Here is a 16,507-nt window from a genome sequence, read left to right as displayed (position 1 = left end):
TACACGGCGCGCTGGCCTCGCTCGGCCTGGCACGCCTGGCGTTCCATGAGGAAGACGACTTCGTGCTCCAGGTCTGGACACGCGATGGCCGCTCGGTGGCTGAGCGTGAGGGCATCCGGTAATCGGCGTCGCCGTTGCGCGCATAGTGAGGGCGCGCGTTGCGCCGGTGCAAGCTCTCACGGCGTTCACGCAGACGCAGTTGGTGATTCGAGCGGTGGCGTGACGCCTTCCTGCACGGCATGGCTCGCTGCGCAGCGTTCCAGGAACAGGTACAGCACCAGCCCGCCTGCCAGCGGCAACAGGTAGTACAGCGCGCGGTACGCGAGCACCGCGCCCATCAGCGCGCCCTGCTTCACCGTGCCCGACAGCAGCGCCAGGTACACGGCCTCCAGCACGCCCAAGCCTGCCGGAATCGGCGTGATCACACCGACGATGGACGCCGCGAGCAGCACACTCAAGGTGATTGCGTAAGGCACTTGCTGGCCCAGCAGCAGGTACATGGCCGCGCCCATCAGCGCCCAGTTTCCGGTAGAGAGCGCAAGCTGCATCACGGCGACTCGCACATCCGGCAAGTGAAGGTGCTTGCCCCTGAATGTCCATTCGCGCTTGCGCGCGACCGCGCATGCCACCACGTAGCCTAGCGCCAGCAGGATCATCACCATCCCGAGCGCGCGCAACGCGCCCTGCCCGATGTGCGCCCGGCGCGGCGGCTCGATGACACCAGCCGCGAACAGGCCGCCTGCCAGCAGCCCGTAGCCGAGCCAGTTGGCGGCAAGGCTCAGCCCGACGATCTGGGCAACGGTGGCTTCGTCGAGGCCGGCGCGCGCGTAGAGGCGCGCGCGCATCGCGATGCCACCGACCAGCGAACCGAGGTTCAGGTTGAATGCATAGCTGGTAACGGCAATGGCCCAGGTGCGCCAGTAAGGCACGCGGTGGTGCAGGTGGAGCTTGCCGATCAGATCGAAGCAGCCGTATAGCGCATGGCTGGCCGTAGCAAGCCCGAGCACCGCGAGCAGCAGCCACGCCGAATAGCGCTGCAGCGCTTGCCACGCGCCGGCCCAGTCGACCTTGTTCGCATACGACAGCAGCAGGCCCAGCACCACGAGGCCGAACAGGGGCAGTGCCCACCGGCGAAGGCGCCGCCACTGCGATACGCGGGTGCTGGCGGCAACCGGTGCCGCATGGGCAGCCTGGAGGCTCATGGCGACGGCCTCAGGCTGGGTCCCGCTTGCCGTCGCGCTTTTCAGGATGTGTGCGGGGCTGCCTGTCTGCTTTCCCGGGTGTCTTGTGCTCAGCTTCGCCCTTGTCGTGGAGCTTGCTGTTGCCCACATCCTCCATCAGCCGTTCACCCTCGGTGTCGGGGCCGTCGCTGGGAACGGACTCTTCCTGCGTGACTTCGGGTTCTTCATGCGTGGAATGCGGGGCGGGGGTCGGCTTGGGCATGGGCGGCTCCTCAGGCATTTGCGGATTCACGGAGTCTTCGGTGTCCGCAGCAGCAGCACCGACATCCGCCGCCGACTGCGGGTGCAGGACATTTGCCATAGCCACTGCACGGCTCGGCATGGAGACGTTTCCTAGCGGTTTCCCAGCGTTCTTCGAGCAAAAAGCGGCGCTCGCCTACATGCGCTCGCCGGGAAGGAGCGATCTTCGTTTGCATCTTTGCCTTCATCGGAGAAAAGCCATGTCACAGCGAAGAAGCGTTCATTCAGCAGGCAGTCCCTCCAAGACGCCCGAGCCGACCACCGGTGCAAATCCAGACGGGCGCACGCCGGCAGAGTTGCCGAGCAAGCCTGCCAAGAAGAAAGCCGGCGACGCCGTACCGCGCTCGCAATCTGCAAAGCGCCAACCCTGAGGCTGAGGCATCACAGCTCGCGCCATCTTCCACCGCTCAAGCCAGGATCGCCATGGAGTTCCGTCAGGGCGAAGTGAAATCGTCTGACAAGAGCGCCAATGCCTTCGGCTCAGATTGGATTTCTTCCGGCAACTCACGAAGTCACAAAAAGAAAGGAGCCTCCAATGATCCGAAAACTCGCATCCGGCGAATATCGTCTCTACTCCCGCAAGACCGACCCCAAGACCGGCAAGCGCCGCAACCTCGGCACCTTCAGTTCGCGAGAGCAGGCACAGCAGCACGAGCGCGAAGTTCAGTACTTCAAGCGCCACGGCTGAAGAACAGATGCGACGCGCAGACTGGACGCACGGCAACGCGGCGCGCCTGCTGGAAAACGGCGAAGAGTTCTTTCCCCGTGTATTCCACGCGATCGCCCAGGCCACCGAAGTCGTCCTGGTGGAAACGTTCATTCTTTGCGAAGACAAGGTGGGAATAGCCTTGGCAGAGGCGCTGTGCGCGAGCGCATCGCGTGGGGCAACGACCGTTCTCACCATCGACGGCTTTGGCTCGCCCGACCTTTCCGACGCATTCATTGCCCGGCTGACAGACGCTGGCGTGCGTGTGCGCATCTTCGACCCGGGCCCCGCCGTGCTCGGCCAGCAACTCAATCTGCTGCGCAGAATGCACCGCAAGCTGCTCGTCGTGGACAACAGAGTCGCCTTTGTGGGCGGCATCAATTTTTCGGCCGACCACTTGATGGATTTCGGGCCAATGGCCAAGCAGGACTATGCGGTGGAACTGTCCGGCCCCATCGTGGGCCGGATCCGCAAATTCATGGTGAAGACCGCTGGCTCCGAGGGGCCCGATATTTCCGGGGACGCCTTTGATATGCATGACAGCGCGGGCGGCACTGCGGCCGTTCTGTTCGCCGCACGCGATGACAAGGACTCCCCCGACGGCATCGAGCAGATATACCGACATGCCATCCGGGCGGCCAGTACAAGGATCTGGATTGCCAACGCCTACTTCTTCCCGGGCTACAGACTCTTCCACGAATTGTGCAAGGCGGCTCGACGCGGAGTCTCCGTCAAGCTCGTCCTGCAAGGAATGCCTGATCTCAAGTCGGTGAGGTTCGCAGCAACGCTGCTCTACGGCCACCTGCTGCGCGCGGGTGTGGAAGTGCACGAATACTGCCCGAGGCCCTTGCACGGCAAGGTCGCGATCATCGATGAGGCATGGAGTACCGTGGGGTCCAGCAACCTCGATCCATTGAGCCTTGCGCTCAACATGGAAGCCAACGTCTTCGTGGAGAGCGAAGCGTTCAACAGGCAAGTCGCCACCCGGCTGCAGGCGATGAGCGCGCAGTGCCTGCGCATCCGCCCGGAGTCTCTTCGACTGTGGAGCCGCTGGCCGTTGCTCGGCAGCTTCATCGTTTTTCACGTTCTGCGATGGGCATCGCGCATCGGCACCTGGCTTCCGCGAAGAGTGCAGAAGTTCAAGACCCCGAGAAGTGCGGAAAGCACCTGACATCGCGCAGGGACCACCATGCCAAGACCTTGCTGCAAGAGCACGCGATGAGCCAGGCGGCTTGAGATTGCCCGTACTGTCCTTATCTGCCCGGCAGCTGCCTGCCGTGTTGCGTTGCCGCGATGCCTGCCGTAGCCTGTTCTTCCAGTGGCCCTGCATTCTTTTCATCCCGCCATCGCCCGGTGGTTCCTTGGAACCTTCCCCGGCCCCACGCCCGCCCAGGCCGAGGCATGGCCAGCGATTCGCGCGGGCCGCGACACGCTCGTCGCCGCGCCCACCGGCTCCGGCAAGACGCTCACAGCCTTCCTGGCGGCCCTGGACGAACTGGTCCGCCGGGGCCTTGCGCCCGAGGGCCTGCCGGATGAAACCGCCGTCGTCTACGTCTCGCCGCTGAAGGCGCTCTCCAACGACATCCGCCTGAACCTCGATGCGCCTCTTGCGGGCATCCGCGCCGAGTTGGAGGCGCTGGGTTTGCCCGACGTCGACATCCGCACCGCCGTGCGCACTGGCGACACGCCGCAGCGCGAACGCCAGCAGAGCCTGCGGCGGCCGCCGCACATCCTCGTGACCACGCCGGAATCGCTCTACGTTCTGCTGGGCTCAGCGTCCGGCCGCCAGATGCTGTCGACCGTGCGCAGCGTGATCGTCGACGAGATCCATGCCGTCGCCGCGAGCAAGCGCGGCAGCCATCTGGCGCTGTCGCTGGAGCGGCTGCAGGCGCTGTGCGCTGCGCAGTCGGGCGCGCGCCTGGTGCGCATCGGCCTGTCGGCCACGCAGAAGCCGATCGACGAAGTGGCGCGTTTTCTGGTCGGCACAGGCGCGCTGCGCGCCGATGGCACAGCCGACTGCGCCGTCGTCGACATCGGCTATGCCAAGCAGCGCGACCTGGCGCTGGAACTGCCCCCGACGCCGCTCGAGGCGGTGATGTCGGGCGACCAGTGGACGCAGGTGTATGGGCGCGTTGCCGAACTGGTGTGGCTACACAAGACCACGCTGGTGTTCGTCAACACGCGCCGCATGGCCGAACGCGCGGCGCGGCACCTGGGCGACATCCTCGGCAAGCAGGCGGTTGCCGCGCACCATGGCAGCCTGTCGAAGGAAACCCGCCTCGATGCGGAACAGCGCCTCAAGCGCGGCGACCTGAAGGTGCTCGTGGCCACGGCATCGCTCGAGCTGGGCCTGGACATCGGCGACGTCGACCTGGTCTGCCAGCTCGGCTCGCCGCGCGCCATTGCCACGTTCCTGCAGCGCGCAGGGCGCTCGGGCCACGCCGTGGGCGGCGTGCCGAAGGCGCGGCTCTTTCCGCAGTCGCGCGACGAGCTGGTCGAATGCGCCGCCCTGCTCGACTGCATCCGCCGCGGCGAACTCGATGCGCTTCGCGTGCTGCCCGCGCCGCTCGACGTGCTGGCGCAGCAGATCGTGGCCGAGACCGCCTGCCGTGAATGGAACGAAGACGATCTTTTCGCGCTCGTGCACCGCGCGTGGCCCTATGCGCAGCTCACGCGCGAGCGCTACATGGAAGTGGTGCGCATGGTGTCCGAAGGATTCACCACGCGGCAAGGCCAGCGCGCCGGCTATGTGCACCGCGATGCCGTCAACCACCTGCTGCGCGAACGCAAGGGCGCGCGCATGACGGCGCTGACTTCCGGCGGCACCATCCCCGAAACGGGCGACTACACGGTCGTGCTGGAGCCGCAGGCCGACAAAATTGGCACGGTCAATGAAGACTTCGCGGTCGAGAGCCTGGCGGGCGACGTGTTCCAGCTCGGCAACACCAGCTACCGCATCCTGAAGATTGAGCCGGGGCGCGTCCGCGTGGAAGACGCGCAAGGCGCCGCGCCCAACATTCCGTTCTGGCTCGGCGAAGCGCCAGGGCGCAGCGACGAACTGTCGTTTGGCGTGTCGCGGTTGCGCGAAGCGGTGGCGCAGGCACTGGAATCCGGCGGGCGAGACGCCGCGATGAAGCTGCTGACGCAAACCCTCGGCCTCGACGACGAATCGTCACGCCAGATCGTCGAGCATCTCGCGCATGCACTTGCCGTTCTGGGCGCGCTGCCGACGCAGCGTACGCTCGTCATGGAGCGCTTCTTCGACGCCTCCGGCGGCATGCAACTGGTGATTCACTCGCCCTTCGGCAGCCGGCTCAACCGCGCGTGGGGCCTGGCGCTGCGCAAGCGCTTTTGCCGCACCTTCAATTTCGAGCTGCAGGCCGCGGCGACCGAGGATGCCATCGTCCTTTCGCTGTCGACCAGTCATAGCTTTCCGCTCGACGAAGTCGCGCGCTACCTGCATTCGGCCTCGGCCCTGCACGTGCTGGTGCAGGCCCTGCTCGATGCGCCGCTGTTCGGCGTGCGCTGGCGCTGGAACGCGACCACCGCGCTGGCGCTGCCGCGCTTCAGCGGCGGGCGCAAGGTGGCGCCGCAGTTGCAGCGCATGCGCTCCGAAGACCTGCTCGCTGCGGTGTTTCCCGATCAGGTCGCATGTGCGGAGAACATCGTCGGAGAGCGCGAGATTCCCGAGCACCCGCTGGTGGCACAGACGCTCGACGACTGCCTGCACGACGCAATGGATGCCGACGGCTGGCTCGCACTGCTGGGCCGCATGGAGACTGGCGAGGTACGCGTGCTCGCGCGCGATTTGCCAGCGCCCTCGCCTCTCGCAATGGAAGCGTTGAACGCACGGCCCTATGCATTCCTCGACGATGCACCTTTGGAAGAGCGCCGCACGCAGGCCGTGCAGAACCGCCGCTACACCGATCCCGAAAGCGCCGACGACGTCGGACAACTCGACGCGGACGCTATCGCCAGCGTGCGCGAGGAAGCTTGGCCGCAGCCGCGCAGTGCCGACGAGATGCACGAGGCGCTGGGCATGCTCGGCGCCTTGAGCGACGACGAGGTGGCGCAGCAGGCGGCCTGGAAGAAATGGCTCGTCGCGCTCGCCAAGGCCGGCCGCGCGACGCGCCTGCTGCTTGAAGGCAAGGGGCGCACCGCGCGCGGCCTGTGGGTGACGGCCGAGCGGCTGCGGCTGCTGCAGGCCATCGCACCCGATGCGCCGATGCAGCCCGCCATTACAGCGCCCGCCGACGCCGAGCAACCGGCGGACCGCGACGCGGCACTGCGTGAACTGCTGCGCTCCCGCCTCGGCGGGCTCGGACCAGTCACCGCGGCGCAACTGGCTGCGCCGCTGCTCCTGCCGCCTGCCGACGTCGAAGGCGCACTGCTCGCGCTGCAAACCGAGGGCAGCGTGCTGCAAGGCCGCTTCACGCCCGGTACGGCAGACCTCGAATGGTGCGAACGCCATCTGCTGGCACGCATTCACCGCTACACGCTCAAGCGCCTTCGCCGCGAGATCGAGCCGGTCGAGCCACGCGACTTCGTGTGCTTTCTTTTCGAATGGCAGCACATCGGTCCGGCCGCGCGCATGAGCGGGCCCGAGGCGCTGTCGGGCATCCTGTCGCAACTCGAAGGCTACGAGGCGCCTGCCCCACTCTGGGAAGCCGAGTTGCTGCCCGCGCGTGTGACCGACTATTCCGGTGCCTGGCTCGACGACCTGTGCACGGCGGGACGCGTGCTGTGGACGCGGTTGCGGCCAGCCGCCACGGAGGGCCGCAAGGGAGGGGGCAACCTGTCGCTGCGCGCCACGCCTGTCGTGCTGCTGCCGCGCCGCAGCGCGGCGCTGTGGACCAGCCTGGCACCGGCTCCGGCCGACGACGAAACACTGGGCTTGCGTGCCATGCGCGTCGCCGCGCACCTGGCGCAGCACGGTGCCTGCTTCTTCGACGAGATCGCGCTCGGCACCCGTCTGCTGCCGGTCGAGATCGAAGAGGCGCTGACCGAACTGGTCGCCAAGGGGCGCGCGCGGTGCGACAGCTATGCCGGCCTGCGCGCACTGCTGGTACCGGCGTCCAAGCGCGCATCGGCCGACACGCGGCGCCGGCGGCGTACGCCGCTCTTCGGCATCGAGGACGCAGGGCGCTGGACGCTGGTGCGGCCACCCGCCGCCGCCGAAGCGATGGCGGCCAGCTCCGCGGAAGCGATCGAACAGGTCGTGCACGTGCTGCTGCGCCGCTACGGCGTGATCTGCTGGCGCCTGCTCGAACGCGAGGCCGCATGGCTGCCGCCGTGGCGCGATCTGGTGCGCGTTTGCCGGCGACTGGAGGCGCGCGGGGAGATCCGTGGCGGGCGCTTCATCGCCGGGGTGTCGGGCGAGCAGTTCGCGCTGCCCGAGGCGGTTGCGTCGATGCGGCAGGTGCGCAGGCAGCCGGGCGACGGCGCGCTGATCGCGCTCGCGGCCAGCGATCCGGCCAATCTGCTGGGAACCATCGTGAACGGGCCCAAGGTGCCGCGCGTCGCGGGCTCGCGCGTGCTGTACCGCGACGGCGCGCCGATTGCGACCAGCGTGGCGGGAGAAATCGCATTGCTGGTGTCGCTCGACGCGGCACAGACGCAGGCAGCGAGGCACGCGCTTTCGCTGGAGCCATCTCTGCGCACCTTCGAGCCCGCCGCGCAACCGTCCGCTTGAGTTCCGTTCCGGGACAGAATTTTTTTTGGGCGATCCGCGCCTTGCTCAGTTGGCTTCGGCGCTGTGACCGCCGTCGGCTCACTGCGTGAAGTTGTCCTTGATCAGGTCCACCACGTCCGACGACCGGCCGCTGAGCACTGCCTTGGCCGAATACAGCATCGTGCCGGCGACCTGGCTGAACTCCACCTTCGGCGGCATCACCAGTTCCGTGCGGTTGACCGTCACGTCCAGCAGGGCTGGCCCAGGGTGCGCCAGGAAGGCACTCACCGCATCGGGCAGTTGTTCCGCGCGCTCCACCTTCTGCCCGTAGAAGCCGATCACTTGCGCCAGCCGCGCGAAGTCGGGGTTCAGCAGGTCGGTGTAGTTGTCGAGCAGCCCTTCGACCTTCTGCTCGAGCTCCACGAAGTTCAGGCTCGCGTTGTTGTAGACCACGACCTTGATCGGCAGCTTCTCCTGCACAGCGGTTATCAGGTCGCCCAGCAGCATCGCGAGGCCGCCATCGCCCGAGAGCGAAATCACCTGTCGCCCGGGATACGCCTTTTGCGCGCCCAGCGCCTGCGGCATCGCATTGGCCATGGTGCCGTGCAGCAGGCTCACGAGTGTGCGGCGCCGGCCGTTCATGGTCAGGTGGCGCAGCGACCACACCATGGGGCTGCCGCCATCGGCGGTGAAGATGGCGTCGTCGGCGGCCAACTCGTCGATGACGCGCGTCAGGTGCTGCGGGTGAATCAGCCCTTCCTTGCCGGGCCGCTCGTCGCGCCTCAGCGTCTCTACCGCCTCCTTGCGGTGGCGCAGGCATTCGTCGAGGAAGCTGCGGTCACTACGCTCTTCCAGCAGCGGAATGAGCGCCTCGATGGTGTGCGCGACGTCGCCGACCAGCCCGAGCGCCACCGGATGGCGCCGCCCGAGGTGGCTGCCATCGGTGTCGATCTGCAGGATGGTGGCCTTGGCGGGATAGAACTGGCTCCACGCGAAGTCGGCGCCGAGCAGCAGCAGTGTGTCGCATTCCTGCAGTGCGCGATAGCCCGACTCCACGCCGAAGATGCCGGTCATGCCCATGTTGAAGGGGTTGTCGTACTCCACGAAATCCTTGGCTCGCGAGGTGTGCGCAATCGGCGCCATCAGGCACTGGCCGAGCGCGATCAGCATCTCGTGCGCGCCTTCACAGCCGTGTCCAGCATAGATCGCGATCTTCTTTCCCTTGCCGAGCAAGGCGGCCAGTTGTGCGAGTTCGCCGTCGTTGGGGCGGACCACCGGTGCGGTGCGGTGCACGGCGAAGGTCAGGCCCTCCTTCACCTCGGTCTGCGCGATGTCGCTCGGAAGAATGACGACCGCCACACCGCGCCGGGACAGCGCGGCCTGCGCCGCGAGCGCCACGACCCGCTGTGCCTGCTCCGCCGACTGCACCTGCTCGCAGAACACGCTGCATCCGGTGTACAGCGATTTGAAATCGACCTCCTGAGGAAACTCCATGCCGAGTTCCGTCGTCACGACCTGGCTGGCGATCAGCACCATCGGGGCGCGGTTCCGATTGGCCTCGAAAACGCCGTTGATGAAATGAAGCCCGCCCGGCCCGCATGAACCGGCACAGGCCGTGAGTTCGCCCGTCAGGTGCGACTCCGCGCCCGCGGCGAAGGCAGCCGCCTCTTCGTGTCGCACATGCACCCATTCGATTTCGCTGTGGCGGATCGCGTCGGTGATGTGGTTCAGCGTGTCTCCGACGATGCCGTAGCAGCGTTTGACGTCGGCTTGCTGAAGGGTTTCGATGACCAGGTCGGCGACTTTGCGGCGGGCCATGTGTGCTTCCTTTGCTGCAAAACGCAAGGCTACGGCGCCTCGGGTGGATGCCCGTGGGCGGGCGTCGGATACCTCGGTAGGACTTCTCCGCACGAAGCGCTTCAGGACGTCCGGAGAATATTTCGCAATGCAGGCTACGTCTCGCCAGCCAATTCCCACTCCGACGTGATGCAAGGCCTGACAAGTGGCTTCATCGTCTTTCACGTGCTGCGATGGGTCTCGCGCATCGGCACCTGGCTGCCGCGCAGGCTGCAGAAGTTTCAAGACCGTGCGCCACGCCAGCGGCGGCAACCGAGCCTCACCGCGCCTCGGACGATGAGCGGTCTTGGGCCCATCGCATGGCCTGTTGCTCGGCATGGCGCAGCGCCTCCGCCTCACTGCCATATGCGACGTTGTCCGTATCGGGTGGCAACCGACTCTCTTCGCCACCACTGCCATGACGGCAGAACACCACCGGCCGGAAAGTCAGCTCGTCTATCCGCTGCGCCGCACAGGAAAACAGCCACCCTCGGTAGCTGAAGGTGAGAAGCCGCGCCCGAATGCCGTCCGACGCCCCGGTCTCGGCGGGAGCACTCGGCATGGCGGGGCCGCTGCCGATGTTCATTCAGGCCTCGGCGCTGCGGTACTGGTCCCGCAGCGCCTTGATCTGGTCGTGGTTGCGCTGGGCGCCTTCAGCCACTTCTGCCGCGCACGCACGGAAGCCGTATTGGCCGTCGCGCGAGTTCTCCGGAAGGTCGTTCAGAACGACGATCACCTGACCGGTCGACACCGCCTCTGCGGCGACGGAAGTTTCGTTGATATCGCTGGTCATGAGTTGCTCCATGAAGGGCCGGTCGCCGTAGCGCCAGCCGGATTCCGGAAAGAAAAAATTGCAATGACCTTTCATGATCAAAAAGGTGTGGCACGCGCTCTGTCGTCTCAACCCAATGACGCTTGTAAGCTTTGTCCGAGGGGGCAAAGCGCCGGGCCTAGGTTGCCGCCGGCTCCTCGACCGGCTCGCGCTGTACCTCGTACAGGAAGAAAGGCGGTGTGTCAGGCCGGCTGCGCTGCAGCGGAGGTTTCGCGACGTTGTAGACCGGCACGCCGTTGATGGTGCGCCCCTCCAACGCACCACGGTGCGCATGGCCATGGAACACGGCATCCATCGGATACCGCAACAGCGGGGCCTCCAGCCGGCTGCTGCCCAGGAAAGGAAAAATCTCCACCGGCTCGCCCTGTACCGTGCCAACGACGGGCGAGTAATGCAACAGCGCGATCCGGCGCCGCGTGCGCAGCTTGGCGAGCGCCGACTCCAGCTTCATCGCCTCGTTCAGCGCCTCCTGCACGAACAGCTTGATCGCCGGCTCGCCCCAGGCGCCCAGCGAGCCGCGCCCGAAGCCGCCGCCAAAGGCCTTGACGCCCGCGATTCCGGCGGCGACATCGCTCACCTGCTGCTGGCTGGCGCCGAGCGGCTGGACTGGGCCAGCCTGCTGGAGCGCTTTGGCCCTCACTGGCGGGTGCTCCTGGCCCACCTGACGCTGTTCGGCTACATCTATCCCGGAGAGCGCCACCGCATTCCCGATTGGGTCATTGCCCGTCTGATCGATCGCCTGACTGATGAGATGCGCGAACCGGCGCCCTCCTCGAATCAGAACGTATGCACGGGCACCCTGTTGTCGCGCGAGCAGTACCTCCACGACGTCGAGCAGCTGGGGTATGTGGACGGACGCCTCACACCCGTGAGCGGCATGACGGAACGGGATGTAGCTGTGTTGACCAAAGCCATCCAGGCCGGCCAGGCTCAGGCGTCGACGTCGATCAAGGCCAATCCCGTCTCCCGGTCGCACGTCTTGCGCAAGTAGCCCGGTGACTCGACAAGCAGCACTTCGAGCGTCGGCTGCACGGTGGCCTGGAGCACGTGGCCACCGATCGTGCTGCCGTCGCGCCGTCCAAGGACTGCATGCGCATGCACCTTTGGTTGGTCGCCATCCAGCGCTATGTCACCGTTGAGAGAGAGAACCTCGACCTGCTCTTCGACGGGTATCCGGTCGTAGTCCTTGCGCTCCCAGTCGAAGTAGCCGAGCACCGCCGCGCGCAACGCACCGATCGCGCTGAAGCGGCTGGCCGACAGCGCATGCTCCTTCGCAAACTGTTCGAGGATGGGGACGAGGTCGTCGCCCTTGTCGAAAACCAAAGCGATGGTGCGCTCCGGGCCTTTGTTGAGAATCTTTGATTTCATCTGAAGAGTTCCTGTCGAGCCCTTAACGTGGGGAGTTCTGCTTGCAATCTTCGGCGGCTCCCCTGCAGTCGTCCTGGCGTGATCGCTCAGAGGGGTCGACGCGAGGCTTGCTGCCATCGCCTGGCCTGGCATCTGCAGGCGGCCTCTCGACCATGCCGGGATCCCTGTTGCCCGGAGCGGGCTTCGCCAGCCGCGGATCGACCTTGGCGGGCGGCTTCACGACGATCTCCTTGTCAACGCCTGGTTGCGCGTCGGAGCCGGCCCGCGGTGGACGCTGCGGCTTGTCGGTCGCCTGCGCCGCGGCCGATCCGGCAAAAAGTGCCAAGGTGCCGGCTACCCAAATGGATCTCCTGGAAAGCATCGATTTCGCTCCTTCGAACATGAAGCTCACCAACAGCCCGAACCGTTTCATCGAGACGTCTTCGACCGTGTAGGCATCCTTCGCCAATGGCCGCAAGTCGCTTTCGCGGCCGCCCGCACGGCATTCCGTCAGGGTGAGGTGAACCCGTCCGACATGGCCCCAGGCAGATGCAAATCAAATTGATCCAGGGAGCACAACCATGACCACCCGGACCGCCGACAACAACCTCGCCACTGGGAAGACCGCCACGCTGTACCGCATGGTCATACCGGAGCACATCTGCCCCTTTGGCTTGAAGGCGCGGTTCCTGTTGCGGCGCAAGGGCTATCAGGTCGACGACCGATGGTTGATGACGCGAACGCAGACCGACGCATTCAAGGCCGAACATCACGTGCAGACCACCCCGCAGATCTTCATCGAGGGCCACCGGATCGGCGGCTACGACGACCTGCGACGCCACTTCGGCCTGCCGGTGCGCAATCCGGGCGAGGCGTCGTACACGCCCGTGATCGCGGTGTAGGTGGTGGCGCTGCTCTTGGCGGGCGCGAGCTTGCTGGCTGCGAACCGACCGCTGGGCAGTCCGCAACTGCTTTCGTCGTTCATCTCATTCACGATGTGCATCCTGGCGCTGCTCAAGCTGCAGGACGTGGAGAGCTTCTCAACCATGTTCCTCAACTACGACCTGCTGGCCCGACGCTTCGTGCTCTATGCCTACCTCTATCCGTTCGCGGAGCTGCTGGCCGGCGTGTTGATGGTGGCGGGTCGGCTGCACGAGATCGCGGTGCCGGTGGCGCTCTTCGTGGGAAGCGTCGGCGCGATGTCGGTCGTCAAGGCCGTGTACGTCGATCACCGCGAACTCAAGTGCGCGTGCGTCGGAGGCAGCAGCAACGTGCCGCTCGGGTTCGTATCGCTGACCGAGAACCTGATGATGGTGGCGATAGCGCTGTGGGTGATCGTGGATGCCTGAGCACCTACGGAGTGGCTCTGTCGATTCCGATCACAGTGATCTTGCCGTCCCGCTCCAGCATCGCCAGACGAACGGAAGAAAGATCGGCGTCGCCCAGCTTCTGGCGAACTGCTTCATCGAGATTTCTCCGCGAGACCAGCGCCTTGCGCATGGCGTCCTGGTCGAGATGAGCGTCGCGCACTAGCGTGATCTCGCGGCCATTCACGACATCTTCGAAGGCCGCCCAGCGCGCGCTGCCCAGTGCCACGGCCCTGTGCACGACGACTAGCGCAGTGCCTGCTGCGATGGTGCTCCAGAACGGCGAAGCGCCCACCACTGCCCGGCTGAGCACGGCGCCGAGCAAGACGGTGATGCAGGCGTCGAAGGGGCTGTGCTGACCGAAGGAGCGTCTTCCCGACGCGCGGATCAGTACAAGTGCAATAAAGAACACAGCGATGGCTCGGGCGGCCATCTGCCAGGTCTCGAGGTCCGAGCCCGTGCCGAAGATCCATTCGAATTCCTGTTTCACGGCTCTCTCCTACTTCGTCGCGAACGGGTTTCGCAGGCCACCATGCCTCCTGTGTCGGACTGAGGTCAGCGTCATGCGCGCTCCATCAGGGAGTGCTTCGTTCGAGGCGCAGCTTTCTTGAAAATGGCGGACGCCAACGCCAGGTCTTCCAACCATTGCTGCCATGCCTCGTCCCTTTGCGCCGGATCGCCCCCTCAACAATGCCGAAGGGTGCAGCGTTACGAGCACGCGGCGACCGGCCTCGTCTTCGTGCCACCGCCCACGCTCGCTCATCACCGCGACCCGACGGCCCAGCAGCGAACGCGCCGCCACGCCGCCGAGTGCGACTAGCGCAACCGGCCGCACCAGCGCGATCTCGCTCTCCAGCCAATGAAGGCAGGCGTCGGCCTCGCGCTGAGCAGGCGTCTTGTGAATCCGGCGCTTCCCCCGCAGCTCGTATTTGAAATGCTTCACGGCATTGGTCAGATAAAGCCGGTCACGCGACCAGCCCAACTCCGCTACCGCTCTATCAAACATGCGCCCCGCGGGACCAATGAAAGGCCGCCCCTCCAGGTCTTCCTTGTCGCCCGGCTGCTCGCCGACGACCATCAGCCGCGCATGCACCGGCCCTTCGCCGAACACCGATTGCGTGGCGAGCGCGCCGAGCGGGCATTCGCGACACGCATCGGTCGCTCGACTCATCTCGCGTAACTTCGTCGTCGCGTATTTCAGGTCGCGTTCACGCGCAGACATTGTGTTTTGTGTCAGTGACGGAATCAATGACGCGAAGCTCACGCAATTGAAAGGCCATTGCCGTAGGACGCCTTTGTTTGCCGACGACGGTGACGGTGCCGGGCCCCCACGACGACATCGGCATTCCAGGAGCGGGCACGCCCCTTGTCCATTCATGTAATTCCGTCCTCCCCATGGAAAAGCTCGATATGCCACCCGCCCCCAACGAAAGCACGGAGAGTTCAGGGCCATGGAAGCACTGTGCACCGCCCTGATCGCCTGCCATCCCAAGCCGGTCATATTGCGTACGGCCTTCAAGTCAAGCAGCGGGCAGTTGCTCGCGCTTGCCAGCGCCTCGCCGGAAGCGTCGGCGTCCTTGCTAGGCATGGAAGCATTGCTGGGCACCTTCGTCGAAGCCATCGACCATTCCGCCGACCGGCGGCTTGCCTCTTCGAGGCTGGCGCGAGAACGCATGTTCCGCCCCCCTCTGGTGAGATGGAGGACGGCCCGATGGCATCGAGGAACGCCGAGAGGGTCGCCCCGCCCTAGCGGCCTCTACCAGCGCCATCGGGCCGTCGCAAGCAATAACGGTCCTGCTCACCGCCTCTATGCAGCAGATGCCGCGTTTTGCCGCTCCACGTAAGCGCGCAGTTGTTCCGTGAGCTTTTCCTCGGCGATTTCTCGCGCGGACTGGTTCAGGCTTACGAGGACGCAGCGATGGATGCCGCGATTCGCTCGGGATCTCAGGACATGTTCGGCTGGCCGTTCGAGGCCATGAGCCCGCCGTCCACGGGCAGAGCGACGCCGTTGACGAAGCTCGCGTCGTCGCTCGCCAGGAAGGCGACCACAGCCGCGATTTCCGCGGGGTCCGCGCCCCGGCCAAGCGGAATGCGCTCGCTAAACCGGGCCATGAGGTCGCTATCCTTCTTCATGTCGGCCGTCATCGGCGTGAAGGTGAGGCTGGGGCACACGGCGTTGACCCGCACGCCGTCTCTGCCATGGTCGAGGGCCAGCGCCTTCGTGAAGTTGACGATGGCCCCTTTCGAGGCGTTGTAGAAGCCCATCGCCCAGTCGCCACCCAGCCCGGAGACCGAGCCCGTGTTGACGATGCAGCCCTTGCTTTTGAGCAAATGCGGCATGGCTGCGCGGCATCCGTGGAATACGCCGCCGACATTGATCGCCATGATCCTCTCCCAATCATCGAACGGCGCTTCGATGACGGTGCCTTCGACGGCGATGCCTGCGTTGTTGAAGAGCACGTCCAAGGCGCCAAACCGCTCGACGGCGGCGGCCACCAGAACCTGCACTTGCTCGTACGTCGACACATCGGCGGCCTGGACCAGGGTGCGCTCGAGCGGCAGGTCGGCGGCCACGCGCTCCAGCTTCGAGAGCGTGTCGCCGGCCAGGACGACGTTCGCTCCTTCGGCGGAAAAACGGCGCGCCGTGGCTTCGCCGATGCCAGAGCCCGCACCGGTGACGATGACGGTCCTTCCGACGAATCGTTGCATCTGCTGTTGCATCTGACCTCCTTGGCGGTTACCTGACTGGCGAAGTAGGCGGCGATCCAGCCGGGCCAATACCGCTGGAAGACCCGGGGGAAGTACCGCCCGCCGGACGAGGCGCCGTGCCGTGCATGTGGGCCGCAGGCGGCGTCACCTCGCGGGCCGACTCCCGGGCACGCTTGTCAACGATGAAGAAATACGCCAGCGCGCCCACGAACACCATCACGGCGACGACGATAAAAAACGCGAACACGCGCGAGTTGTCCCGGTCGTCGTTGCGGCTGTGTTGCAGGCTCTGTTGCCGTGACGCCGTCTGTCTTGGTGTGGTCTGGTTGGTCATGATCTGCGTCCTTTCATTCAGGTGAATGCGGATGGAAAGGAAGCTAGGACATCTCGAGGGTGCGTATGTCGGATATGACCTCACTCCGGTGTCGCAAAAAACGCTCACGCGAGACAACCAGCAAACCGGAAAACCTCCTACAGCCCATGCCAAGCATTGCCGATGAAGCGAAGCGACAGCATGAGGGAAACCATCCCCCTGGGCTTTGAATCAATCGCCAACGC

At 65.7% G+C, this 16,507-nt stretch carries 18 protein-coding genes; 6 read left to right on the top strand and 12 right to left on the bottom strand.

The genetic code is table 11. The features are described from left to right. Positions 1–185: 185 nt before the first annotated feature. Both ACZYSP_RS35050 and ACZYSP_RS35045 read right to left on the bottom strand, forming a co-directional pair. Positions 186–1,202 carry a lysylphosphatidylglycerol synthase domain-containing protein gene (locus ACZYSP_RS35050; protein WP_093082838.1) on the bottom strand — a complete coding sequence of 339 codons (1,017 nt, stop codon included), beginning with the start codon at positions 1,200–1,202 and terminating at the stop codon, positions 186–188. Positions 1,203–1,212: 10 nt separating this feature from the next. Beyond that, on the bottom strand, positions 1,213–1,443 hold the full coding sequence (locus ACZYSP_RS35045; RefSeq protein ID WP_093082869.1) for a hypothetical protein: 231 nt from the start codon (positions 1,441–1,443) through the stop codon (positions 1,213–1,215). Positions 1,444–2,016: 573 nt separating this feature from the next. Here ACZYSP_RS35045 and ACZYSP_RS35040 point away from each other — a divergent pair. From ACZYSP_RS35040 to ACZYSP_RS35030, 3 genes are all read left to right on the top strand, one after another. Further along, positions 2,017–2,169, top strand: coding sequence for a hypothetical protein (locus ACZYSP_RS35040; protein WP_093082840.1), 153 nt, complete (start codon positions 2,017–2,019; stop codon positions 2,167–2,169). Between the two features lie 7 nt (positions 2,170–2,176). Beyond that, entirely contained in the window at positions 2,177–3,358 is a 1,182-nt protein-coding gene (gene clsB / locus ACZYSP_RS35035) for a cardiolipin synthase ClsB (protein ID WP_489019148.1), read from the top strand. Positions 3,359–3,505: 147 nt separating this feature from the next. Then, the gene (locus ACZYSP_RS35030) at positions 3,506–7,879 is read left to right on the top strand and encodes a DEAD/DEAH box helicase (RefSeq protein ID WP_489019146.1); all 4,374 of its coding nucleotides are present in this window, start codon (positions 3,506–3,508) and stop codon (positions 7,877–7,879) included. Between the two features lie 78 nt (positions 7,880–7,957). Here ACZYSP_RS35030 and ACZYSP_RS35025 read toward each other — a convergent pair whose 3' ends face one another. The 4 genes from ACZYSP_RS35025 to ACZYSP_RS35010 all read right to left on the bottom strand — a co-directional run bounded on the left by ACZYSP_RS35025 (position 7,958) and on the right by ACZYSP_RS35010 (position 11,166). Further along, complete coding sequence (locus ACZYSP_RS35025; protein WP_489019144.1) at positions 7,958–9,676, bottom strand: thiamine pyrophosphate-dependent enzyme; 1,719 nt, start codon at positions 9,674–9,676, stop codon at positions 7,958–7,960. Between the two features lie 298 nt (positions 9,677–9,974). After that, positions 9,975–10,280 carry a hypothetical protein gene (locus tag ACZYSP_RS35020; RefSeq protein ID WP_354338424.1) on the bottom strand — a complete coding sequence of 102 codons (306 nt, stop codon included), beginning with the start codon at positions 10,278–10,280 and terminating at the stop codon, positions 9,975–9,977. Then, positions 10,281–10,487: a hypothetical protein gene (locus ACZYSP_RS35015; RefSeq protein ID WP_489019141.1), complete on the bottom strand. Its 207-nt coding sequence runs from the start codon at positions 10,485–10,487 to the stop codon at positions 10,281–10,283. A gap of 157 nt (positions 10,488–10,644) precedes the next feature. Beyond that, positions 10,645–11,166 carry a metallophosphoesterase family protein gene (locus ACZYSP_RS35010; RefSeq protein WP_354338423.1) on the bottom strand — a complete coding sequence of 174 codons (522 nt, stop codon included), beginning with the start codon at positions 11,164–11,166 and terminating at the stop codon, positions 10,645–10,647. Positions 11,167–11,172: 6 nt separating this feature from the next. Between ACZYSP_RS35010 and ACZYSP_RS35005 the strand changes: the two genes are divergently transcribed. Beyond that, complete coding sequence (locus tag ACZYSP_RS35005; protein WP_354338421.1) at positions 11,173–11,517, top strand: hypothetical protein; 345 nt, start codon at positions 11,173–11,175, stop codon at positions 11,515–11,517. On the opposite strand, the gene ACZYSP_RS35000 is transcribed toward ACZYSP_RS35005, so the two are convergent. Together ACZYSP_RS35000 and ACZYSP_RS34995 are read right to left on the bottom strand one after the other, a co-directional pair. Beyond that, positions 11,457–11,894: a PPC domain-containing DNA-binding protein gene (locus ACZYSP_RS35000; protein ID WP_093082853.1), complete on the bottom strand. Its 438-nt coding sequence runs from the start codon at positions 11,892–11,894 to the stop codon at positions 11,457–11,459. The two genes, ACZYSP_RS35005 and ACZYSP_RS35000, sit on opposite strands and share 61 nt — an antisense overlap. A 22-nt stretch (positions 11,895–11,916) precedes the next feature. Beyond that, on the bottom strand, positions 11,917–12,342 hold the full coding sequence (locus ACZYSP_RS34995) for a hypothetical protein (RefSeq protein WP_489019138.1): 426 nt from the start codon (positions 12,340–12,342) through the stop codon (positions 11,917–11,919). Positions 12,343–12,454: 112 nt separating this feature from the next. Between ACZYSP_RS34995 and ACZYSP_RS34990 the strand changes: the two genes are divergently transcribed. After that, on the top strand, positions 12,455–12,775 hold the full coding sequence (locus ACZYSP_RS34990; RefSeq protein ID WP_489019136.1) for a glutaredoxin domain-containing protein: 321 nt from the start codon (positions 12,455–12,457) through the stop codon (positions 12,773–12,775). A gap of 3 nt (positions 12,776–12,778) precedes the next feature. Further along, positions 12,779–13,222: a MauE/DoxX family redox-associated membrane protein gene (locus tag ACZYSP_RS34985; protein ID WP_489019134.1), complete on the top strand. Its 444-nt coding sequence runs from the start codon at positions 12,779–12,781 to the stop codon at positions 13,220–13,222. A gap of 4 nt (positions 13,223–13,226) precedes the next feature. Here ACZYSP_RS34985 and ACZYSP_RS34980 read toward each other — a convergent pair whose 3' ends face one another. The 4 genes from ACZYSP_RS34980 to ACZYSP_RS34965 all read right to left on the bottom strand — a co-directional run bounded on the left by ACZYSP_RS34980 (position 13,227) and on the right by ACZYSP_RS34965 (position 16,283). Then, a complete protein-coding gene (locus ACZYSP_RS34980) occupies positions 13,227–13,730 on the bottom strand; it encodes a DUF421 domain-containing protein (protein ID WP_256217033.1) in 504 nt (167 codons plus the stop codon). Between the two features lie 9 nt (positions 13,731–13,739). Beyond that, entirely contained in the window at positions 13,740–14,462 is a 723-nt protein-coding gene (locus ACZYSP_RS34975) for a UdgX family uracil-DNA binding protein (protein WP_489019132.1), read from the bottom strand. 722 nt (positions 14,463–15,184) lie between these two features. Further along, positions 15,185–15,961 carry a meso-2,3-butanediol dehydrogenase gene (budC, locus tag ACZYSP_RS34970; RefSeq protein WP_489019130.1) on the bottom strand — a complete coding sequence of 259 codons (777 nt, stop codon included), beginning with the start codon at positions 15,959–15,961 and terminating at the stop codon, positions 15,185–15,187. Between the two features lie 16 nt (positions 15,962–15,977). Continuing rightward, complete coding sequence (locus tag ACZYSP_RS34965; RefSeq protein WP_489019128.1) at positions 15,978–16,283, bottom strand: hypothetical protein; 306 nt, start codon at positions 16,281–16,283, stop codon at positions 15,978–15,980. Positions 16,284–16,507: the final 224 nt, after the last annotated feature.

It is taken from the genome of Variovorax sp. F042, from assembly GCF_057814215.1.
The sequence above is the reverse complement of the archived record's forward strand: the minus strand, read 5'-3'. Positions and strand labels throughout refer to the sequence as shown.